The sequence below is a fragment of the Tumebacillus avium genome (assembly GCF_002162355.1).
GTDB classification, from domain to species: Bacteria; Bacillota; Bacilli; order Tumebacillales; family Tumebacillaceae; genus Tumebacillus_A; species Tumebacillus_A avium.
Window position 1 is genome coordinate 3923364 of sequence record NZ_CP021434.1, and the last position, 22187, is coordinate 3945550.

The 22187-nt window shown below is 59.3% G+C and carries 14 protein-coding genes; 6 read left to right on the top strand and 8 right to left on the bottom strand.

The annotated features are described in order from the left end of the window. Nucleotides 1-14: 14 nt before the first annotated feature. From CBW65_RS18800 to CBW65_RS18820, 5 genes are all read right to left on the bottom strand, one after another. Complete coding sequence (locus CBW65_RS18800; RefSeq protein ID WP_087458137.1) at nt 15-233, bottom strand: hypothetical protein; 219 nt, start codon at nt 231-233, stop codon at nt 15-17. After that, the gene (locus CBW65_RS18805; RefSeq protein WP_087458138.1) at nt 230-1435 is read right to left on the bottom strand and encodes a Ger(x)C family spore germination protein; all 1206 of its coding nucleotides are present in this window, start codon (nt 1433-1435) and stop codon (nt 230-232) included. Before CBW65_RS18805 ends, CBW65_RS18800 begins: the two co-directional genes overlap by 4 nt. Beyond that, on the bottom strand, nt 1432-2934 hold the full coding sequence (locus CBW65_RS18810) for a spore germination protein (RefSeq protein ID WP_232463554.1): 1503 nt from the start codon (nt 2932-2934) through the stop codon (nt 1432-1434). Before CBW65_RS18810 ends, CBW65_RS18805 begins: the two co-directional genes overlap by 4 nt. Before the next feature lie 187 nt (nt 2935-3121). After that, nucleotides 3122-3922: a glycoside hydrolase domain-containing protein gene (locus tag CBW65_RS18815; RefSeq protein ID WP_232463368.1), complete on the bottom strand. Its 801-nt coding sequence runs from the start codon at nt 3920-3922 to the stop codon at nt 3122-3124. Between the two features lie 117 nt (nt 3923-4039). Continuing rightward, the gene (locus CBW65_RS18820) at nt 4040-4768 is read right to left on the bottom strand and encodes a hypothetical protein (RefSeq protein WP_087458140.1); all 729 of its coding nucleotides are present in this window, start codon (nt 4766-4768) and stop codon (nt 4040-4042) included. Between the two features lie 230 nt (nt 4769-4998). On the opposite strand from CBW65_RS18820, the gene CBW65_RS18825 reads away from it, so the two are divergent. Further along, nucleotides 4999-6222 carry a glycosyltransferase gene (locus tag CBW65_RS18825; protein ID WP_087458141.1) on the top strand — a complete coding sequence of 408 codons (1224 nt, stop codon included), beginning with the start codon at nt 4999-5001 and terminating at the stop codon, nt 6220-6222. A gap of 82 nt (nt 6223-6304) precedes the next feature. Next, nucleotides 6305-7585, top strand: coding sequence for a kynureninase (gene kynU, locus CBW65_RS18830; protein ID WP_087458142.1), 1281 nt, complete (start codon nt 6305-6307; stop codon nt 7583-7585). A gap of 61 nt (nt 7586-7646) precedes the next feature. Here kynU and CBW65_RS18835 read toward each other — a convergent pair whose 3' ends face one another. Continuing rightward, nucleotides 7647-7886, bottom strand: coding sequence for a glutaredoxin family protein (locus CBW65_RS18835; protein ID WP_087458143.1), 240 nt, complete (start codon nt 7884-7886; stop codon nt 7647-7649). 177 nt (nt 7887-8063) lie between these two features. Between CBW65_RS18835 and CBW65_RS18840 the strand changes: the two genes are divergently transcribed. Next, nucleotides 8064-8759 (top strand): pirin family protein, encoded by a 696-nt coding sequence (locus CBW65_RS18840; RefSeq protein WP_087458144.1) that lies wholly within the window; start codon nt 8064-8066, stop codon nt 8757-8759. Between the two features lie 73 nt (nt 8760-8832). On the opposite strand, the gene CBW65_RS18845 is transcribed toward CBW65_RS18840, so the two are convergent. Continuing rightward, complete coding sequence (locus tag CBW65_RS18845; protein ID WP_087458145.1) at nt 8833-9381, bottom strand: BsuPI-related putative proteinase inhibitor; 549 nt, start codon at nt 9379-9381, stop codon at nt 8833-8835. 153 nt (nt 9382-9534) lie between these two features. Continuing rightward, nucleotides 9535-10062: a type 1 glutamine amidotransferase domain-containing protein gene (locus tag CBW65_RS18850; RefSeq protein ID WP_087458146.1), complete on the bottom strand. Its 528-nt coding sequence runs from the start codon at nt 10060-10062 to the stop codon at nt 9535-9537. Nucleotides 10063-10177: 115 nt separating this feature from the next. Here CBW65_RS18850 and CBW65_RS18855 point away from each other — a divergent pair, with 115 nt between their 5' ends. From CBW65_RS18855 to CBW65_RS18865, 3 genes are all read left to right on the top strand, one after another. After that, on the top strand, nt 10178-10807 hold the full coding sequence (locus CBW65_RS18855; RefSeq protein ID WP_087458147.1) for a fumarylacetoacetate hydrolase family protein: 630 nt from the start codon (nt 10178-10180) through the stop codon (nt 10805-10807). Nucleotides 10808-11000: 193 nt separating this feature from the next. Continuing rightward, nucleotides 11001-17573 carry a MupA/Atu3671 family FMN-dependent luciferase-like monooxygenase gene (locus tag CBW65_RS18860; protein WP_198299658.1) on the top strand — a complete coding sequence of 2191 codons (6573 nt, stop codon included), beginning with the start codon at nt 11001-11003 and terminating at the stop codon, nt 17571-17573. Nucleotides 17574-17592: 19 nt separating this feature from the next. Continuing rightward, the gene (locus CBW65_RS18865) at nt 17593-22185 is read left to right on the top strand and encodes a non-ribosomal peptide synthetase (protein ID WP_198299659.1); all 4593 of its coding nucleotides are present in this window, start codon (nt 17593-17595) and stop codon (nt 22183-22185) included. Nucleotides 22186-22187 lie beyond the last annotated feature (2 nt).

A 22187-nucleotide genomic window follows, 5' to 3' on the forward strand; every position in this document is an offset into this window, starting at 1 on the left:
GCGGTCACCTCCCATCAGTTTACCGGGGACCAGGGCCGAAACACCGCGTCAAGCCAAACCGACGGGTGCGGGACATGCACGTGTGTTTGCGTGTACCAGTAGATGCCGCCTGCCAACACCACGAAAAAATGCGCCAGCCAGCGGGTGGCTTTGTCTCCCTTTTGCAATGTTTTCCATTGTACGAGGATCAGGACGGCCACAGCGGTGGCAGACTGAAGCAGCGCTGCAATCATCGGATCAGCCCTCTGTCTTTGATGCCGAGCGGCTTGGTCGTGGCGCCGGTGTGTTCAAAGTGCACGAGCGGAATCACCTGCACGTGCACTTTCGGATAGTTCTCTTCGCGCCAGTTCTGTTTGACGCGGTTCCAGGCGTCCGGGTCTTTGCGGTACAGACTGTCGCCAAAGCCGATCACATCGGAATGGTATTTGTTTTGCAAGGCATCGATCGCTTTTTTGATGTCTTGGGTCAACTTCTTGGCGACGAGCTCTTCGAACGCCACCAGATTGGCATTGGCAGACAAGTCGTAGTTGGACGAATTTTCGACGATGATGCCTTTGGCGCGAAACTCCAGCCGCATGGTGATCTCGTCTCCTTTGACGATCGGGATCAGTGACATCTTGTTCTCTTGCAGCATGTACTCGATCAATCCCTCCCCATCGGGAGGAGGGGCGGACAGCTTGGGAATTTTGGCTTGGTTCATCGCCAGCAGTACGCTGGACGATTCCTCCCGGTTGAGAAACCCGGCCAGTTTATCGCCGGAAAAGACGGCAAACCCGTCGAGCTTGATCGTTTTTTTGATGTCCTCTTTCTGCGGCGGTCTGGTCTCCACCCTCCGGACGGCCGGGATGATGATGTCAATGCCGTCTGTGAGCATGATCTCCACCATGTGGCGCAAGGTGCGCGGGCTTTTCATCGACCCCTGCGCCAATTCGCGGATCATTTCTGCCGGATACGCTTCGATCGGGGTGTTCGCCCCCATCACCTCGCGCGCTTCGCCTTTGGTGACCAGCGGAAAGGCGGTCAGGCGGTTTTGCGAGATGCGGGCCAGCACGTCGAGCACCGGGGCCACGCCGTCCCGGGCCAGCTCCTCCCCGAGCAGCAGCACGCGGCGATGAGCGAAATAGAGCTGGCGGGAGAGGGTGGTTTGCTGTTTGGAGTTGGCATCGCGGATCGTTTTGCCGACAGCCGAATCGATGTACCACGATTTTTCGCCGCTCGTCCCGCCGCCGCCGCCGCTTCCGCCGATGCCGCCCAATTGACCGGGCAAGGGAATCTGCACCGAGATGAGATACCCGTCTTCCACTTTGTCGAAGGCGGAAGCGACCACAAAAGCGACGTCGTTGATCTCGCGCCGGTCCCAGCAGCCGGTGAGCAGGGTCAGCGCAAGGGACGCGGTCAAGATGATTTTGCCTAGATGCTTCACGGTTGGTTTCATCCTTCTTGCCTCTCAGGATCGGGAGGGGTCGGCTCCATGCCTGGTTCCATCCGCCTGGAATTTTCTCTGGAAACGGAAGTGGGGCGTGTGTTCATCTTCCACCACGGCACCCGGATCAAGACGTCTTTTAGTTCGCTGAGGTTGCTTGGCGCCAGACCGGACAGGTACGGCACGCCAAACGAGCGCAGACCGCACATATGGGTCACGATCCACATCGTTCCGATCATCAGGCCGAACAGCCCAAAAGCGCCGGCCATAAACATCAAAGGAAAGCGCAGCATCCGAATCGAGATCGCGGCGTTAAAGCGCGGGATGGTAAACGAGGCGATCCCGGTCAGGGAGACGACGATGACCATCGGCGCGGATACGATCCCGGCTTGCACCGTTGCCTGCCCAATAACCAGCGCCCCGAGGATCGAGACCGCTTGTCCCACCGTCTTGGGCAGCCGCACCCCGGCTTCCCGCAAGGCTTCAAAGGAGATTTCCATGATCAGCGCTTCGACCAGCGCCGGAAACGGGATGCTCTCGCGGGCGGTCGCCACGGAGAGCAGCAGATTGGTCGGGAGCATGTCCTGGTGAAACGTCGTCACCGCGATATAAAGGCCGGGCAGATATAAGGCCAGAAATAAAAAGATCATCCGCAGCCAGCGAATCATGTTGGAGATCAGATAGCGCTCGTAGTAGTCTTCACTGGCCTGGAAAAACTGCCAAAAGACGGTCGGGCCGGTCAAAACAAACGGCGTGCCGTCAACGAAAATCGCGAATTTGCCTTCCAACAGCTGCGCGGATATCGTGTCCGGGCGTTCCGAATACTGCATCTGCGGGAAAGGCGAGTAGGGGTCGTCTTCGATCAATTCTTCGATATAAGCGCTTTCCAGCACCCCGTCAATTTCGATCTTCTCGATGCGCCGCTTCGCTTCTGCGATCACATCGGGGCTCGCGACACCGTCGAGGTAGGTGAGCACCACGTTTGTTTTCGTCTGCTTGCCGATCGTGTAGTTGATCGTTTTCAGGTGCTGAGATTTGATTTTGAAACGCAGGAGCCCAAGGTTCACGCCCAGGCTTTCGATGAAGCCTTCGCGCGGTCCGCGAATCGAGGCTTCGGTGGCCGGCTCTTCGACACCGCGGCGGGTGCCGCCTTTGACATCGAGGATCAGCGCTTCCCGGAAGCCTTCCAGAAACAAGGTGGCATTGCCTTTGAGCAGCGCCTCGATCACATCGGAATACGTGTTGACGGCAGACAGCTGGGGCAAGGTGAGCACGCTGTCCTCCAGGTTGTCCGGCGTGCAAGCTGCACTGCCGTTTTGCAGATTCTCTAAGAGCGGCAGCAGGGCGCCGTCGCGCAGGTTTTCCGCTTTGACGATCCCGTCGATAAACACGACCATGCCGGTGACATGCTGTGTCTTGATATCGCGAAACGCGACGTCGGAGCAGTCGCGAAACACCGCTTTCAGGACATCGCGGTTCTCTGCAATGGACGGAGACAAGCTGTCCTCCATCAGCTCAGAGGGTGCAACCGTATCGGGGAGCGCCGCTCCGGCGGGATGTTCTTTTGGTGTTTTTCGCCAAATCCGCCGCTTGCTCATCACGCACCTCCCTTGCCGTTTGGATATGGTAATTGTGTCCTCGCACGGGGGAAGGTATCCAAAAAAGGCTCCCGTTGCCGGGAGCCTTGACTGATGCCGTCTACCAGAGTCTGCTGAGCAGTCCGGTGTCGATCAGGTTGGTGTCGATGTTGCAGGCCGCACCTTGGATACCGTATTGCCAGGCCAAGGTGTTGTTGGCGCTGGCGGGCTTTGCCGGCCCAAACTTGGGCGCTTTGTCGGCGCGGGTCACGCCGATCGACGGCTGGGCGCTCCAGAGCGCCGTTGCTTTGCCGATCGCCGGATTCTGTTGCACCGCGCTGTTGTAGGCGTTGGCAAACGGACCGGTCACCGGGTTTTCGTAGATGCCCGGGAGGTACTTGGATGCATGTAACGCGTCATACCAGCCGCGAATCCAACCGGCGTCGGCCGCGTAGCTGGCTTCAATGTCGGCAAACAGATAGACGCCGCTCGGGATGCCAAGCGCTTTGGCGGTGTTGACCGCATCTTGTCCGGCTTTTTTGCCGTTGTCATAGCCGGTCGCGGCGGAAAAGTTGTTGTAGATCGGCAGGATCTTGATGTTTTTGTCGTGCAGGTACGCGACTTCCCCTTTGGTCAGACCTTTGGAAACACTGGCAACATCTTTCAAATAACGGCCCCAGTATTTCGGCGTGCCGTACGATTGGGTTACACAGGCATGCAGCGTCGTGGACGGCGACGCGGAGTCGACGCCCCAGGCGTATTGACCCTGGCTTTGCACCGGACCTTGCGCCGGCGGTTGGGGATTCGGTTCGGAAGCAGGCTGCTTGATGCCGGGGAGATCGGTGCGGGCCATCAAAAAGGAGGCGAGCACCGCCAGTGCGAGCAGGAAAACGGACGATTGGCTGATCGTGGATTTTGGCATGCTTGTCACCTTCTTTTACGTTTTGGTGACAAGGTATTCAGCTTGACTGTTGATCGTGTTAAAAATGATTAAAATGCCTAAACGAAGAAAAACTGCCGCGTCGGTGGACGCAGCAGTTTAGGTTTCGTCTTGGCTTCGCAGGCGTTTGATGTAATAGAGGGCGCTGGCGAGAAATGCGAAGGCGCCGGCGATGATCAGCCAGGTTTGGCCGGGATCATACCACATGCGAACTTTGTACCAGGTGGCGGGGAACTTCAGCCAGTCGAGGAAGCCGAATTGTTCCTTGTCGCCGGTGGCGAGGACGTATTTGCCGGTGCCGCCCGTCGGGTCATAGACGGCGATGTAGTAGGTGCCGGGCTCCAGCGTTTTTGAGAGCAACTGGTGCTGGATCAGGCTGGTCTGGGTGAACGGTTCGAAAAATTCGTCGCGCTCGCCGTTCCAGAGCAAGATGGCGCGACCGAGGTCTGCGGGCAGCTCCAGCGGAAAGTTCGGCGGCTCATTGGTGGTCGGAAGGCCGGGGCCAAACAGGACGAAAGCCGGACCGAAATCTTTTGTTGCCGGCTGATTCGGCACAGAGATGCGGGCGTAAAAGGGCGCCTGCTTCGTCAGGGTAAATTTGTAGACGTCGACGCCGCCGCGCTCCTTCAGCTCTCCATAGGCGGCATAGGATACCGACGGATCGGGGATCTCAAACGCCTGCTCGTAGCCGCCGATGCTGCGCTCGACAAAAAGCGGCTTGTGCGCCATCGCCGAGGTCGGGAGGAACAGGGCTGCGATGAGCAGGGCCAGCACATAAAGGATCAGATGAGAGCGCTCAGGCAAAAAGCGGTGGCCGTTTCGTTTCATCGGGACAATCACCTCCTTGTACCAGACATATGCAGGAGGGGCAGGGGACAGACGGGATTTTGCAAGAATTGTCCGAGGACGGGAGATGAGGTAAGATGGAAGAAGTTCAGGATCTTGTGATCTTAGGATCTTGTGATCTTAGGATCTTGTGATCTTAGGATGTCGTAATTTTAGAATCTCGCGATTTTAGAATTTCGCGGTTTTTTACATAGAGATTGGTGGTTGGTTTGATGACGAAGAAGATGCTGATGGTCTCCTACTATGCTCCGCCGATTCTGAACGCGGAGTCGATTCTGGTAGCGAAGACGTTAAAATTTTTGTCGCAGGAGTATGACGTTGACCTGTTGACGGTGGGCGATGAGTCCGATTTTAAAGACGATCCGTTTTTGCTGGAAGAGATGGGCGGGAAGGTCAACGCGATCCGCGTCGCCAATCCGAAGCCGACATCGCGGGTGATGCGCAAGGTGTACCGCGAGGCGATGGCCAGGCTGTCGGCGATCGACAATCCGCTGTGGCTGCGCGGGGCGCGCAAAGCTTTGCAGAAGCTGGACGGGGACTATGAGGTGCTGTACAGCCGGTCGCAGCCGGGGGCGAGCCACGTGCTGGCGTTAGAGGCGAAAAAGCGCTGGGGCTCGCCGTGGGTGGCGCAGTTCAGCGATCCGTGGGGGCACAACCCCTACCACCCGCTGCACGGAAAAACGAAAGAAGCGGTGGCGGAGTACGAGCGTCAAGTGATCGAACTCGCCGACCATTTGATTTTTCCGACCTTGGAGATGCGCGACCTCTATGCCGGGGTGTATCCGCACGTCGGGGTCGTGGAGCGGTCGACCGTCTTGCCGCACCATTTTGATGCACAGCTGTATCGCGGGGAGGAGAGCGGGCAGCGGGATGGCAAGATCGTGATGTCGTACATCGGCGATTTCTACGGGCTGCGGTCGCCCGCTCCGCTGATCAAAGGGCTGACCCTGCTCAAGGAAAAGCGTCCCGATCTGGTGGCGCGATTGGAACTGCAGGTGGTCGGGAATGTGGAGCGGAGTTTTCATCCGTTGCTGGAAGAGGCAGAACGGCAGCTCGGCCTGCGCGTGAACCGTGTCGGGCAGGTGCCGTTTCGCAGAAGCCTGGAGCTGATGGCCGACAGCGACCTGCTGCTGCTGGTCGATGCGCCTAGCGATGTCAATCTGTTCCTGTCCTCGAAGCTGATCGACTACCTCGGCGCGTACCGTCCGGTCCTCGGCATCACGTCGACCAAAGGCACGGCGGGGCGCCTGTTGCAAGACTACGGCTGGCAGGTGCACCACCCGGATGATGTGCCGGGCATTGCAGCCGCGCTGGAGACGTATCTGAGCGAACTTCCGCAGCTGCAGGAGCAGGCCCGTCAGATGGAGATCGACTGCTTCCGCTCAGAAAGCGTGGTCGGGGAACTGGTCAGAATCTGCGAGCAGGTCAAAGGGTAACTATGCATGTGGAGAGTAGTAATCTGTGAAAGCTGAACGAACTTGAGATGCGCAGTGAACGACTGGAGAGGGGTGGATTTTGATGCGTGAGGAATTGACCTTGGAGTATGCGAAGCAGTTGGATGCGGGTGATGAACTGAAGGCGTTTCGAGAGCGGTTTTACCTGCAGCCGGGGACGATCTATCTGGATGGCAACTCGCTGGGGCTGATGTCGAAGGATGCGGAGCAGGCCGCTTTGCAGGTGCTGAACGACTGGAAGACGCTCGGCATCGAAGGGTGGATGGACGCTGAACAGCCTTGGTTTTATCTGGCGGAGGAGCTTGGCCGGATGCAGGCGGAACTGGTCGGGGCGAAACCGGAGGAAGTGGTGGTGACCGGCTCGACGACGATCAACCTGCACAATCTGGTCGCCACCTTTTTCGCGCCGCAGGGCCGGCGGAACAAGATCCTGGCCGATGAGCTGAACTTCCCGTCTGATATCTACGCACTGCAAAGCCAGTTGCTGCTGAAAGGGCTCGACCCGGCGGAGCATCTCGTGCAGGTGAAAAGCCGCGACGGGCGGATGATCGACGAAGCTGACATCATCGCCGCGATGACCGACGAGATCGCTTTGGTTGTGCTGCCGGCTGTGCTGTACCGCTCAGGGCAGCTGCTCGACATCGAGAAGCTGACCGCCGCAGCTCACGAGCGGGGCATCCTGATCGGATTTGACTGCTGCCATTCGATCGGCGCGGTGCCGCATCAGTTTTCCCGGCACGTGGTGGATTTTGCTTTCTGGTGCAATTACAAATACGTCAATGGCGGCCCAGGCTCGGCGGCAGGACTCTATGTGAACGAGCGCCATTTTGGCAAACGACCCGGCTTGACGGGCTGGTTTGGCTATCGCAAGGATAAGCAGTTCGACATGGTGCACGAGTTTGAAGGCGCTCCGTCGGCGGGGGCCTGGCAGATCGGCACGACCCATCTGCTCAGCACCGCGCCGATCCTTGGCTCGCTGCGCATTTTCCACGAGGCGGGCATCGAGCGGCTGCGTGCCAAGTCGCTGCGCCAGACCGAGTATTTTATGCAGCTGGTCGATGAGCTGCTGCCCGCGTCGCTGGGCTTTGCGCTGGGCAATCCCCGCGCTGCCGACCGCCGCGGAGGTCATATCTCGCTGGAGCATCCCGAAGCGGTGCGCATCTGCAAAGCGCTGAAGGCGCGCGGCATCGTCCCCGACTTCCGCGCCCCGAACGTGGTGCGGTTGGCTCCGGTCGCGCTGTACAACACGTTTGAAGAGATCTGGCAGACGGTACAGGCGCTCAAGGAGATCATTGAAAACAAGGAATATGAAAAATTCGAGCTGGGGCGCAACGTCGTGGCTTAAAGAAACACAAAAGGCACCTCGCAGAGCGCGAAGTGCCTTTTTCTCATGTTCACGTTCTGACTTACAGGGCGTCCCAAGCTGCTTTGATCTTGTCTTGGTCGTAGCCCATGATCACTTCGTCGCCGACGAGGAAGACCGGGGTCGCCGCAGCGCCGAGGTTGATCAGGTCTTGGAGGTGCTTTTCATCTTTGCGGATGTCGCGGTCTTCGAACGGGATGTCGCTGTTGGTCATCCACGTTTTTGCTTCGAAGCAGGGCGGGCAGGTCGGTTGGGTGTAGATGATGATCTTCTTGTCAGCCATGTAGGGTCAACTCCAAATCTTGTTTTTCTTTATCATACGCGCGGGCGGCGTTGTTTTCTGTAAGCGGGCAGACGAAAAATCCTTTTGGTTTTTGTTAGGATGATCACATTCGGGGAAAATATGTTGTGATACGATAAGTTTAGAATGTAAAGTGAGTTTCCAGGGAGGAATTTTATCATGGCAATGCAAGTGATCCCCGCTGAACAGCGGTATCATTCGAAAATTGATTGGCTGGAAAGCTATTGGCATTTTTCGTTTGACCATTATTATGATCCGAACAACATGAACTTTGGAAATCTGCGCGTTTTTAATGAAGACTGGATTCAGCCCAATACGGGCTTTGGCAAGCACCCGCACCGCGATATGGAGATCGTGACTTTTGTCGTGTCGGGGGAAGTGACGCATGAAGATTCGATGGGGAACAAAGGCGTAATCAAAGCTGGCGAAGTGCAGCGCATGACAGCCGGCACCGGGGTGTTTCACTCGGAGTACAACAACTCGCCGGACACGGTGGTGCATCTGCTGCAGATGTGGGTGATCCCAAATGCGGCCGGCCTGACCCCGTCGTGGGAGCAAAAGTCGTTCCGCAACGACGAGCGGAAAAACGTCTGGCTGCCGGTCGTGTCGGGCACGCCAAAAGGGGAAGCGCTGAGCATTCATCAGGATGTGACGTTTAACGTGGCGTCGCTGGATGCGGGGAATGAACTGGCTATGGAATTGGGCGGCCGTGGGGCGTACCTGTTTGTGATCGACGGCACGGTGAAGATGGGCGATCAGACCCTGACCAAAGGCGATCAGGTGAAAATGGTGGAAGAGGATCGTTTGACGCTGGCAGCAGAAGCGGACAGCGAAATGATTTTGATCGAACTGTAAGAAGATCATGAGAGCAGCAAAAAGGAGACCGCACCGTAGTTGTGGAGTCTCCTTTTTCGTTTCTTCTGTTTGCTTATTCCACGATAGTAATCTGAGCCTTGGTCTCGATGACTTTCGGCGGTTCGGTGTTCATCATGCCGTGGTCCATCGAAGTCAGGTTGACGGTGGCCACGATGTCGTACGTGCCCGGCTTGATGTCCTGGGGCTGGAGCTTGACGGTGTTCATGATCGTCTGGTTGGGCTTGAGCTCTTTGACACCCATGACTTCGGTGCACATTTGCGGCTCGCCGTCTTGAACGGGCACAAATTGGCCGCTCGTCGTCGGGATGGAAATGCGCACGCCCGGATCGCAGCCGTTGGTGGTCTGCACGAACAGCGTCTTGTCGGTCGTGTTGCGGATTTGCGCTTGAACGGTCAGCTCTTCGTTTGGCTTTTGTTTGATTTTGCTGGCTTTGAGCACGATCTCGATGCCATTCGACTCGGCTTTATGGAACAAGCCCGGAACTTCGTTTTGCGAAGCGGCCGGTTGGTCGCTTTGACCTGTCGTTGCGTCCTTGGCGCCACAGCCGGTGAATGCAAACAGCATCGCGCAGCTGAGCAGGACGGTCATCGCTTTTTTCATGGGAAGCACCTCCTGCGTATCTGATGTTGTTGTTTTATATGACGCATGTTGTCTGCGTGAAGTTTCGTTTGATCTCAATGAAAAGGAGCCCTGCTTTTCGTAGCGGGCTCCTGTGTGTAGTATACCACGTCGGGCGTGCGGTATGCGGATGTATTATTTGGGTTCGGCCAGCGCGTCGGCGAACGCTTTTGCATACGGAGGCAGGTCGGGCGGACGGCGCGAGGAGATGATGTGGCCGTCGATGACGACCGGTTCGTCGAGCCAGATCGCGCCTGCGTTTTCCATGTCGTCGCGGATGCCGGGCGTGGAGGTGACTTTCACGCCGCTCAGGATCTTCGCGGAGATCAGCACCCAGCCGGCATGGCAGATTTGGCCGATCGGCTTTTGCGCTGTGTCCATGTCTTTGACGAGTCGGATCACGTCCGGGTAACGGCGAAGTTTGTCTGGAGACCAGCCGCCGGGAACGAGGATCGCGTCGTAGTCGGCAGCGCTTACGTCGGCGAACGCGAGGTCCGATTGGATCGGAACGCCGTATTTGCCGGTGTAGGTCTCGTTTGCGTCAGGACCGACGATATGTACTTCCGCGCCTTCTTCGCGCAGGCGCAGCACAGGATACCAGAGTTCGAGGTCTTCAAATTCGTGCTCGACCAGTTGGATGACTTTCTTGCCTTGGAGTCGCATGGGGTACCTCCTCAGTAGTAGTTGGTTAGTACGAATGTACCACAGATCGCAGGATTTTGCTTGCGGAGGACAGAAGTACTCCCTGAATTTGCAGGTGAGGAAATGAGGGATTGAGATGGCAGAGATTCGCAACATTTATTGTGTAGGGCGCAATTACCGTTTGCACGCGGCCGAGCTTGGCAACGATGTGCCGACGTCGCCGTTTTTGTTTTCGAAGCCGACGCATGCGCTTGTCGCGGCGGACGGTGGCGAGATCGTGCTGCCGGCGGGGCAGGGCGAGATCCATCATGAGCTGGAACTGGTCGTGCATGTCAGCAAACCGTTCGAGCCGGGCATGAAGGTCGATGAGGTGGTGGACTCCTTTTCTCTGGGGCTGGATCTGACCTTGCGCGATGTGCAGAGCGAGCTGAAGAAAAAAGGGCACCCGTGGCTGCGGGCAAAAGGGTTTAAGAACTCGGCCGTCATGACGGCTGCCCGTCCGTTCCCAGGTGTGGAAGGGGCGTTGCAGACTCAGTTCAAGATGCTGAAAAACGGCGTGGAAGTCCAGCGCGGCAACATCGGCGATATGGTGTTTGACCTGCAGGCCTTGTTTGAGTTTACGGCGGAACACTTCGGCCTCGGCGCAGGCGACCTGATGTTCACCGGCACCCCGGCCGGTGTCGGTCCGCTGGCGGATGGCGATGAGTTGGAGATGTATTGGGGCGACGAACGGCTGGGGAGCTGTACGATTCGCTTGCGTTCGTGAGAGTAGGATCCCTTGTGCGCTGCATGCACAAGGGATTTTTTATCGGTTTGGTTGTTTTAAGTTACCAAAAATTACAAATACCTCTTCATATAGAATTTATACGAATCAGTTGAATTGAGTGTTTCAGAAAATGTATAATTATTAGTAAATTGAAATTGATCGTGGCTTGTTTTCCTTGATGGGAGGTCTTGAAATGATTGATCATACATTGGTTGGATTGCTGCAGAAACGCGCTGGGGAACAGCCGGAGATGAACGGATATACGTTTTTGACGGAGGACGGCGGGGAAGAACGGGTGAGTTATGCGGCGCTGGATCGCAAGGCGCGGGCGGTGGCCGCTTGGTTGCAGAACATCGGGGCTGCGGGTGAGCGGGCGCTGCTGTTGTATCCACCGGGGATCGATTATATTGCGGCGTTTTTTGGCTGTTTGTATGGGGGCGTGCTGGCAGTGCCAGCCTATCCGCCGCGGCAAAACGGCAATTTGGAGCGGCTGCAGGCGGTGGTCAAGGACGCGGATGCCCGCTTTGTTTTGACCACGTCGGGGATTGCGCCGGCTGTGGAGGAGCGCTTTGCCGGGGTGACCTGTGTGGTGACCGACGGGCTGACTGAGGAATTGGCCGAGCTGTGGATCGAACCGGCGCTGGAGCGGGAGACGCTGGCGTTTTTGCAGTATACGTCGGGATCGACGTCTGCACCGAAGGGCGTGATGTTGTCACACGGGAACTTGCTGCATAATCTCGGGGAGATCGAGCAGCGCTTTGGCACGACAAAAGAGAGCCGGGGCGTGGTCTGGCTGCCTCCTTATCATGATATGGGGCTGATCGGCGGGATTTTGAATCCGCTGTATACGGGCTACCCGATGAGCTTGATGGCTCCGGTGTCGTTTATTCAGAAACCGTTGCGCTGGCTGGAGGCGATCTCGAAAACGCGGGCGACGGTGAGCGGCGGGCCGAATTTTGCGTATGAGCTTTGTTTACAGAAGATTTCGGAAGAACAGCGGGATAGGCTGGATCTGTCCTCTTGGCACAATGCGTTTTCGGGAGCAGAGCCGGTGCGGGCGGAGACGTTGGAACGGTTTGCCGCGTTTTTTGGACCGGTTGGGTTTAAGAAGCAAGCGTTTTTCCCGTGCTATGGACTGGCGGAAGGGACGCTGTTGGTGGCTGGGGGACGTGTGGATGACGCGCCTGTGGTGCGGACGTTTGCGGCGGAGGAGCTGGAGGAGAACCTGGCGGTGGAAGCGCCGCTTGGGGAAGGCTCGCGGACGCTGGTCAGCAGCGGGAATGTTGGATTGACCGAGCAGGACGTGTTTGTGGTTGATGGGGAGACGGGAGCGCGCTGTGCGGACGGTGTGGTTGGCGAGATTTGCGTGCAGGGGTCGAGCGTGGCGCAGGGGTATTGGCAGCGCGATGACTTGACGCAGGCGGCGTTTGGCGGCGGGGTGCTGCGGACGGGCGATCTGGGGTTTGTGCTTGGGGGAGAGCTGTTTGTCACCGGGCGGCTGAAGGATCTGATCATCATTCGCGGGCGTAACTATTATCCGCAGGATGTGGAGTTTGCGGTGCAGGAGAGTCATCTGGCGGTGCGCAATCCGAACGGGGCGGCTTTTTCTGTGGAGGTGCAGGGGGAAGAGCGCCTTGTGGTGGTGCAGGAGATCGAGCGGGCGCACCGCAAAGGCGACCCAAGCGATGTGATCGCGGCGATCCGGCAGAAGGTGGCGGAAGAGCACCAGTTGCAGGTGTATGGCGTGGTGCTGATCCGCCCGGCGAGCATCCCGAAGACATCGAGCGGGAAAGTGCAACGGCACCAGTGTAAACAGCGCTTTTTGGCCGGGACGCTGGAGGTTGTGGCGAATTCGGTGCTGGATGGAGGCCTGACGGCGGGGAATGCTGGCCTGTCGGCGCGTGATCAAGACCATGAGAATGCTCAGGCGAAGTTTGCCATGGTGGAGACGACGGCTGAGACGGAGGGGCTTACTGGCTCGGGTTTCGACATAAAAGCAATGGCTGAGTCGGCTGAGGCGGAGGGGCTGAATGACTCGGGTTTCGATATGAAAGCAATTGTACTGGATCGCGAAGCGGTCTTGGCTTTGCCTGCGGAGGAGCGGTATGGGGCGCTGGAGGCGTTTTTGCTGGGCGAGGCTCGGAAGGCTGCTCCAGGCTTGGTGGTAATGGCGGAGCAGGCGTTTGGGGCTCTGGGGTTTGATTCGCTGATGGCGGTTGAACTGAAACACGCTGTGGAAGAGAAGTTTGGCGTAGAAGTTGAGCTGGGGAGTCTGCTCGAAGGCGAGACGGTGGCCGGACTTGCCAAAAAGGTGCTTCGTCAGGTTGAAACGGCGGCAGACCTGAGTCTGGCAGTGCCGGACGCAGTGCCGGCTGTACGGCGGGAGGAGTTTCCGCTGACCTATGGGCAACGGGCGATGTGGTTTTTGCAACGCTTGGAGCCGGGGAATGCGGCGTACAACGTGGCACGGGCGGTGCGGATTCGCAGCGCGGTGAACATTGGTGCGCTGCAGGCAGCATTCGAAGGGCTGGTTGAGCGGCATGCGGTACTGCGCACGGTATGCACGCTGGCGAATGGTGAACCTGTGCAGCGCGTGACAGACAATCGAGGCACGGTGCTGACGGTGCAGGACGCCGCTGCATGGAGTGCTGCCGAACTCGCCGAGCAGGTAAGCGAAGCGGCGAACCGCCCGTTCGATCTGGAAAACGGGCCGCTCTTGTGCGTGACGTTGTTCTCGCAAGGGGCCGACGAGAGCGTGCTGCTGCTGGCGATGCACCACATTGTGGTCGACTTCTGGTCGTTGGAAGTGATGATGGAAGAGCTGTGGACGATCTACGAAGCGGCTGTAACAGGCATTCCGCATGGCTTGGAGAAGCCGGTTGCGGAGTTCGCAGATTATGTGAACTGGCAGGAACAACTGCTCGGCAGCCCGCGCGGCGCGGAACTGTTCTCCTATTGGAAGGAACAGCTATCCGGCGCGGAACCGGTGCTGCAACTGCCGACCGACCATCCGCGTCCGGTGGTGCAGACGTATCGCGGCACCTCGCTGCGCTTTGAACTGCCGGAGACGCTGAGCGTTGGGGTCAAGCAACTGGCACAGGAGCAAGGCGTGACCTTGTACACGCTGCTGCTGACCGCGTATCAGGTGCTGCTCCACCGCTACAGCGGGCAGGAGGACATCGTGGTTGGCTCGCCGATGGCCGGGCGGAGCAAGGGGCAGTTTGCCAAGACGGTCGGCTATTTTGTCAACCCGGTGGCACTGCGAGCGCAGGTATCCGGCGACATGCCATTTGCCGACTTACTGGCGAAAGGCAAAACCACCGTGCTGCAGGCGCTTGATCATCAAGCGTACCCGTTTGCCCTGCTCGTGGAAAATCTGCAGCCGCAGCGCGACCCGAGCTATTCGCCGCTGTTCCAAGTGATCTTCTCCCTGCAAAAATCGCACGTGCTCGGCGACAACGGCGTCGCTGCACTGTCAATTGGGCAGGCAGGCGCAAGAGTGAACTCAGGCGGGCTGCTGTTGGAGTCGATGGAGATTGCGCAGCAGCACGTCCAGTTCGATCTCGGCCTCGCCGTCGCCGATGTAGACGGGAAGCTGAGCGGGACATTTGAATATAACACCGACCTGTTCGATGCTGCGACGATCGAGCGCATGGCGGGTCACTTTGCAACACTGCTGGACGGCATCGTCCGCAACGCGGAGCAAAAAGTGTCTCAACTGCCTCTGCTCTCCGATGCGGAACGCCATCAATTGCTCGTGGAATGGAACGAGACAGAGGCGGAAGTTGCCACCGACCTATGCATCCACCAGCTCTTCGAAGCGCAAGCCGCGCTGGCTCCGGAGAAAACGGCCGTCGTCTTCGAAGCGGAAAGCATCACCTACGGCGAGCTGAACCGCCGTGCCAACCTCGCCGCACATCACCTGCGCGAAAAAGGCGTCGGGCCAGAAGTGCTCGTCGGGATCTGCATGGAGCGTTCGCTGGAAATGATGGTCGGCCTGCTCGCGATCCTGAAGGCGGGGGGCGCGTACGTTCCGCTTGACCCGACCTACCCGCAGGAGCGTCTGGCGTTTATTTTACAAGACGCGCAAGTCCTCGTGCTGTTGACGCAGGAGCGTTTGCAAGACCGCCTGCCCAAGCATTCGGCAGAGCTGATTGCACTCGATACCTGGCTTCGCACCGCACACGGCGACGAGTCTAACGTGACAAGCGGCGTCACTTCCTCCAATACAGCGTACGCAATCTACACGTCCGGCTCGACTGGCCAGCCCAAAGGCGTTTTGATCGAGCATCGCAACGCTGTGAACTTCTTTGCCGGGATGGACCAGCGCATCGGCTGCGCGGTGGATGACACGCTGCTCGCCGTCACGTCGATCTGCTTTGACATCTCGGTGCTGGAGCTGTTCTGGACGCTGGCTCGCGGCGCGAAAGTTGTGCTGCTGTCCGAAGCGGAAGCGGGAGGCGGTCTGGCACGCGGACAAGGCCAACTGGGCAACGGGATGGACTTCTCCCTGTTCTATTTTGCGAACTACGAAGACCACGGCACGGACGACAAATACCGGCTGCTGCTGGACGGGGCGAAATTTGCCGATGCCAACAGGTTCAAGGCGGTCTGGACGCCGGAGCGCCATTTCCATCAGTTTGGCGGACTGTTCCCGAGCCCGGCGGTGATGAGTTCGGCGCTGGCGATGGTCACCGAACATGTGGAGCTGCGTGCAGGCAGCGTCGTTTTGCCGCTGCACCACCCGATCCGCGTGGCGGAAGAGTGGTCGGTCATCGACAACCTGTCCAAAGGGCGGGTATCGCTGTCCTTCGCGTCAGGCTGGCATGCGGATGACTTCGTGTTGGCTCCGGAGAACTACGGGGCGCGGACGAACGTGATGTTCGACAACATCGAGCTGGTCAAAAAGCTTTGGCGTGGCGAATCGCACACCTTTACTGGCGGCGCAGGCAACGAAGTTGATGTGAAAATCCTCCCGCGCCCGGTGCAGGCGGAACTGCCGGTCTGGATCACCAGCGGCGGGAACAAGGAAACGTTTATTCGCGCCGGAGAGATCGGGGCGAACGTGTTGACGCACCTGCTCGGACAGACGGTGGAAGAGGTCGAGGAAAAGATTCAACTGTACCGCGACGCGCGCGCGAAAAATGGACACGATCCGCAGGCTGGACAGGTGGCATTGATGCTGCACACGTTTGTCGGTGAAAACATCGACGAGGTGCGCGAGAAAGTGCGTACTCCGTTTACCGAGTATCTGCGCACATCGGTCGGGCTGATTGAGAACCTCGTGCGCGGGCTGAACCTCGACATCAACCTGCAAGACCTGTCGCCGGAAGATATGGACGGTCTGCTCCAAATGGCGTTCGACCGCTATTTTGACACCGGGTCGCTGTTCGGCACGCCGGAAACGTGCAAGAGGATGACCGACCGTTTGAAGCAGATCGGGGTGGATGAGATCGCCTGTCTGATCGACTTCGGCGTGGAATACGAAGATGTGATGAAAGGGCTGACCTCGCTGAACGACCTGCGCTCCGCCTGTCAAGTGCAGGCAGAGGCGCAGAGTGGAGCACAGAGCGGAGACTACTCGATCGCGGCGCAGGCTGCTCTGCACGGCGCGACGATGATGCAGTGCACCCCGTCCCTGATGCGCATTTTGACGGCCGACAGCAGCAATGTGGCGAGCCTGCAGGGCTTGCGGAAACTGCTGCTCGGCGGGGAAGCATTGCCGCTCGCACAGGCGGATGCGCTTTGCTCGACACTGCCTGCGAAGCTGTTTAACATGTACGGCCCAACCGAAGCGACGGTCTGGGCGACGACCCATGAGGTGCAGGCCGGCGCGAAGTTGGTGCCGATCGGCAAGCCGTTTGCCAACATGAAGACATACGTGCTGGACGCTGCGCTGCAGCCGGTGCCGGCGGGCTTGCCTGGTGAATTGTACATCGGCGGCGCAGGCGTGGCGCGGGGCTATCTGCGCCGCGACGAGCTGACGGCGGAGCGGTTTGTGCCGAACCCGTTTACGGCGGGACGCCTGTACCGCACGGGCGATCTGGTGACGTGGTCGAAGGCGGGCGACCTGCTCTTCCTCGGCCGCATCGACCATCAGGTGAAGGTGCGGGGCTTCCGCATCGAGCTCGGCGAGATCGAAGCGGCGCTGGAAAAACAGGCCGGAGTGCAGGAGGCGGTCGTCGTCGCCCGAGAAGACGCTTCAGGCGAGAAGATGATTGCGGCGTACGTCGTGAAAAAGGGGACGGCAGAGCACAGCGCTCAAGATCTCCAAAACGCGCTGGCAGCATTGCTCCCGGCCTACATGGTGCCGTCCTACGTCATGTTCCTCGACGCCATGCCTTTGACGCCAAACGGCAAAGTCGACCGCAAAGCCTTGCCAAACCCGGTGCAGGATCGGGCGAAGATGCAGAAGGTCTATGTCGCGCCGCAGTCCCAGATGGAGCAGACCTTGTCGCAGCTCTGGCAGGACGTGCTGCGCATCGACCGCGTTGGCGTGCATGACAACTTTTTTGAACTGGGCGGACATTCGATCCTCGCGGTGCAGGTGCACGGCAAGATCAAGGAAACACTTGGCGTCGATGTGCCGGTCGTCCAGCTTTTCCAATATCCGACGATTGCGGGCTTAGCCAAATATCTGAACGAAACGGACAGGGGCGAACAAGACCATGCCCTCGTCCAAAAAGGGCTCGGGCGTGCGGAAAGCCGCCGCGAGTCGTTGAAACAGCGCAGCGCCGCACGGGCCAAAACGCGGACGCGGCGATAGAGAAATGGGAGGCAGCAGGATGCAGACAGAGGGACGGAAGGAACCACAGGTGCCTGAAGGCATCGCCATCATCGGCATGGCGGGCCGCTTTCCCGGCGCAGACAGTGTGGAGCAGTTTTGGAACAAACTTTGCGGCGGCGCGGAATCGATCACTTTTTTCACCGATGAAGAGCGGCGGACGGCCGGGGTGCCGTCCGAACTGCTCCACGATCCGCAGCACCAACGCTTCCTTGAGCTGGCGTGGGAAGCGTTCGAAAACGCCGGTTACCATGCCGAGCGCTCCGACGGGCAGATCAGCGTCTACGCTGGGGCGGGGCGAGCCACCCGCGTCTCGTATACGCTGAATCTGAACGTCCCAAGCATGAGCATCCAATCGGCCTGCCAGAGCCTGCTGGGCGGCAAAAGCGACATGGTGCTCGCCGGGAGCGTCACCGACGGCGTGCCGGTTGACGCCGCATCGACCGGCGCAGGTGCGGTCGTGCTGAAGCGCCACGCAGACGCGATCGCGGACGGCGACACGATCTGCGCGGTGATCCACGGATCGGCGGTCAACAACCACAACGACGGCTCCAATAAGATGACCTGCCCCGCCCCAAGCGTCGAAGGCCAGATCGTGTTTGCAATGGAGCTGAAGGCGGAGAAGGCAGTCTGTTCGCAAGGCGAGCGTATGGAAGCACAGCTGGACTATTGGCGCGGCAAGCTGTGCGGTGAACTCCCCGTGCTGCAACTGCCGACCGACCGTCCGCGCCCTGCCGTGCACTCGTATCGCGGACAGGCCAAGCTCTTTACGCTCAGCGACACTCTGACGCACAAACTAAACGAGCTGAGCCAAAAGCACGGCGTCACTCTGTACATGACGATGATGGCCGCCTTCAAAACGCTGCTTTTCCGCTACACCGGGCAACGCGACTTGCTCGTCGGCACCCCGAGCGGATTTTTCGTCAATACGCTTGTTTTGCGAACCGAACTATCTGATCAGTTGACATTCGCCGAGCTGCTAACCCGCGTGCGCGACGGCGCGATGGAGATGTACCGCCATCAGGAAGTGCCGTTTGAGCGCCTCGTCGAAGAGCTGCAGCCGGAGCGCAATATGGGAAGCACGCCGTTTTTCCAAGTGATTTTTGGTTTGCAAAATGGGCTTGAGATCGACAACGCCACCTCCAAATTTGATATGACACTGATGATGACCGAGCGCGGGGTGCAACTTTCCGGCCAGCTCGAATACAACGCCGACCTGTTTGACGCGGCGACGATCGAGCGCTTTACCTCGCATTACGAAACGCTGCTCACCGCGATTGTCGACGATCCTGAGCAAAAGCTGTGGGAACTGTCGCTCCTGAGCGATGCGGAACGCCAGCAACTGCTCGTCGAGTGGAACAACACCGCAGTCGCCTTCCCGGAGCTGATCTGCCTGCACCATCTGTTCGAAGAGCAGGCCGTCCGCACGCCGCAGAACATCGCGGTCGTCGACGGGGACCGCACGCTGACTTATGCGGAGCTCGATGCGGAAGCCAACCGCCTCGCGCACCATCTGCAGGAGTTTGGCGTTACAGCGGACGCCCCGGTCGGCATGCTGATCGACCGCTCGGCGGAAATGGTCGTCGCCTTGCTTGCGATCTTGAAAGCGGGCGGCGCGTACGTTCCGCTCGACACCGAAGCGCCGCCCGCGCGGGTGGAGCAGGTGCTGACCGAAGCGCAGGCCATCGTCTGCCTGACCCAGGAGCATCTGCAGGCGAAAATCCCCGCCGCCGTGAACGCCGTCGTGCTGTCCGCCGAAGGAATGGCCGGGCTGTCCGCTTATCCGGTCACCGCGCCGGAAACGGATGTTACGTCCGATCACCTCGTCTCGATCTATTACACCTCCGGCTCCACAGGGAAGCCGAAAGGGGTGGCTTCGACCCATCAGGGCTGGGTCAACCGCATGTGCTGGATGCAAAATCAGCATGGGCTGCAGGCGACCGAGTCGGTTTTGCAAAAAACGACGTTGACCTTCGACGATGCGGCGGTGGAGTTCTTTTGGCCGCTGATGGTCGGCGCGCGCATCGTGATGCTCGAACCGGGTCAGCACAAAGACCCGCGGGCGATCATCGACGCGGCCGTGGCGCATCAGGCTGCCGTACTGCAGTTCGTCCCGACCATGCTCGCTCTTGTCGTCGACGCGCTGACCCCGCAAGACATCGCGGGTCTTGGCCAACTGCGCCTCGTCGTCTCCAGCGGCGAAGCGCTGCGCTCCGATCTCGTGCGCTTGTTCGATGACAAGCTCAACCTGCACAGAGTGCATCTGACCAACACGTGGGGCGCGACCGAAGTGTCGATCGACTCCACGATCCACACCTGCACGCCGCAAGACGGACGCGGGGCGGAGATCGTGTCGGTCGGACGCCCGATCGACAACAACAAAGTGTACATCCTCGACGCGCACCTGAGCCCGGTGCCGATCGGCGTTGCCGGCGACCTGTACCTCGGCGGGGTCGGGCTCGCCCGCAACTACCTGAACAACCCGGAGCGGACGTTTGAAGCGTTCCTGCTCAACCCGTTCTGCTCCGGCGAGCGGATGTACAAAACGGGCGACCGCGGCTATTACCGCCCGGACGGCAGCATCATGTTCCTCGGCCGCACCGATGACCAGATCAAAGTGCGCGGACAACGCGTGGAGCTCGGCGAGATCGAAGCGGTGCTGGCGTCGCACTCGGGCGTCAAACACTGTGCGGTCGCCGCCCACAAGCGCCCGGACGGCTATGCGCTACATGGTTATTATCTGGCCAAAGGGGACGCGGTGCCGGAGCCTGTTCTGCGCGCGTATCTGGCCGAGCGCCTGCCGGAGTACATGGTGCCAAAGCGGATCGTGGCGCTCGACGAACTGCCGTTTACGGTCAGCGGAAAAGTTGACCGCAAGTTGCTGCCCGACCCGGGCGATGCGCGCCCGGAACTGCTCACCTCGTTTGTGCAAGCTGCCTCGGCGGTGGAAGAGGTGATCGCAGGCATCTGGGCACAGATCCTCGGCGTGGAAGAGGTCGGGGTGCATGACAAGTTTTTTGACCTCGGCGGACACTCGCTCGATGCGACGCGGATCATCTCGCGGATCAACAAAGAGATCGGCGTGCGGTTGCCGCTGCGCACCTTGTTCGAAGCGCCGACCGTCGCCGGGCTTGCCCAAGCGGTCGAAGAGCTGATGAGCGACGGAGCGTCCGTGCATGATGCGCCGATCGCCCGACTGCCGGAGCAGGAGCGCTACGAGCTGTCCAATGCGCAAAAACGCCTCTGGCTGGAATTCCAGATGACCGATGGACACCACCTTGGATTCACCTTCCCGCAGCGATTGCTCGGGAACCTCGACGTGACCGCGCTGCAGCGTGCCTTCCAAGAAGTCGCCGCACGCCACAGCGTCATGCGCACCACCTATGGCGAACAGGACGGCGATCCGTTCCAGATCGTGCACAAGGACCTGGAGATTCCGTTCCACTATGAAGACCTTACGATTTATCCGCACGGCGAGCGTGAGGCGCTGCTGGCCGACCGCGTGGCCGAAGTGGCCAAGCAGAGCCGCTACAACCTGCGCCAAGGCCCGCTGTTCCGCATGTTCCTGTACAAAGTCGACGCAAGCGAACACCTCGCGATGCTCAGCCTGCACCACATCGGCTATGACGGCTGGTCACACAGCGTGATGATGGAGGATCTCGCAGCGCTTTACCGCGCCTGCAAGTCGGGCGAACCGGCTGATCTGCCCTTTCCGGTGCAGTACGTCGATTTTGCCGCCTGGCAGAATCAGCGGCTAAAGAGCGGAGCGCTGGACGGGCAAAAAGAGTTTTGGCTGCAGCAACTGCACGGTTTCACGGAGCGTCCGCAACTGCCCGGCGCGGACCGGGTGCCGCAGGAGGCACGCGCCTTGTCGGCAGTCAACTCCCATGTGCTTCCGGCCGAATTGACCGCCAAGCTGCGCAAGCTGGCCGCCGAACAGGGGACGACGCTGTATGTCACCGCCTTGTCCGCCTTTAAGATCTGGCTGGCCCACGTGAGCGGGCAGGGCGACCTCACCATCGGCTCGCCAACTTCGGGCCGCTTGCATCAGGACCTCGAAGGGGTGATGGGGGTGCTGGTCAATCCGGTGGTGATCCGCACGTTGCTCGATGACAACCCGACCGGACTGCAGGTGCTCGGCCGCGTCAACCGATCGGCGATGCAGGCGTATGCCCATCAGGAATATCCGTTTGATTTTGTCGTCAACGATCTGCGCCGTGAACAAGAGCTGACGGGGGCTTTGTACTCGATCATCTTTGTTGGCCAAAACACCAGCACGGAGATCGCCCTGGATGATGATGTGACGGTGGAAGTGACGTGGCTGGAGAACATTTTGCCGGAAGAGAAGCTGGCTCAGTTGAATTTTGCTGCCGATCTTGCCCAAGGGGATTTTGACCTGCAGATCGAGGTGTATGAAGCAGAAAAGGAACTGCTCCTGCGCACCCAGTTTAACGCAGCCCGTTTCCGCACGGAGACGGTGGAGGAGTTTATGCGCCAATATGAGTCGATGCTCGATCAGTTCACGCAAGAACCGGAAAAACGCCTGTCGCAGTTTGAACTGCAACTGCCGGACATGATCGACGAGCTTTTCTAGGA

What these genes read in the sequence shown, in the direction of transcription:
- CBW65_RS18835 (WP_087458143.1), bottom strand. Translation starts at nt 7,886, where the DNA reads ATGGCTGACAAGAAGATCATCATCTACACCCAACCGACCTGCCCGCCC.
- kynU (WP_087458142.1), top strand. Translation starts at nt 6,305, where the DNA reads ATGCGTGAGGAATTGACCTTGGAGTATGCGAAGCAGTTGGATGCGGGT.
- CBW65_RS18825 (WP_087458141.1), top strand. Translation starts at nt 4,999, where the DNA reads ATGACGAAGAAGATGCTGATGGTCTCCTACTATGCTCCGCCGATTCTG.
- CBW65_RS18820 (WP_087458140.1), bottom strand. Translation starts at nt 4,768, where the DNA reads ATGAAACGAAACGGCCACCGCTTTTTGCCTGAGCGCTCTCATCTGATC.
- CBW65_RS18845 (WP_087458145.1), bottom strand. Translation starts at nt 9,381, where the DNA reads ATGAAAAAAGCGATGACCGTCCTGCTCAGCTGCGCGATGCTGTTTGCA.
- CBW65_RS18815 (WP_232463368.1), bottom strand. Translation starts at nt 3,922, where the DNA reads ATGCCAAAATCCACGATCAGCCAATCGTCCGTTTTCCTGCTCGCACTG.
- CBW65_RS18855 (WP_087458147.1), top strand. Translation starts at nt 10,178, where the DNA reads ATGGCAGAGATTCGCAACATTTATTGTGTAGGGCGCAATTACCGTTTG.
- CBW65_RS18865 (WP_198299659.1), top strand. Translation starts at nt 17,593, where the DNA reads ATGCAGACAGAGGGACGGAAGGAACCACAGGTGCCTGAAGGCATCGCC.
- CBW65_RS18860 (WP_198299658.1), top strand. Translation starts at nt 11,001, where the DNA reads ATGATTGATCATACATTGGTTGGATTGCTGCAGAAACGCGCTGGGGAA.
- CBW65_RS18840 (WP_087458144.1), top strand. Translation starts at nt 8,064, where the DNA reads ATGGCAATGCAAGTGATCCCCGCTGAACAGCGGTATCATTCGAAAATT.
- CBW65_RS18805 (WP_087458138.1), bottom strand. Translation starts at nt 1,435, where the DNA reads ATGAAACCAACCGTGAAGCATCTAGGCAAAATCATCTTGACCGCGTCC.
- CBW65_RS18850 (WP_087458146.1), bottom strand. Translation starts at nt 10,062, where the DNA reads ATGCGACTCCAAGGCAAGAAAGTCATCCAACTGGTCGAGCACGAATTT.
- CBW65_RS18810 (WP_232463554.1), bottom strand. Translation starts at nt 2,934, where the DNA reads ATGGAGGACAGCTTGTCTCCGTCCATTGCAGAGAACCGCGATGTCCTG.
- CBW65_RS18800 (WP_087458137.1), bottom strand. Translation starts at nt 233, where the DNA reads ATGATTGCAGCGCTGCTTCAGTCTGCCACCGCTGTGGCCGTCCTGATC.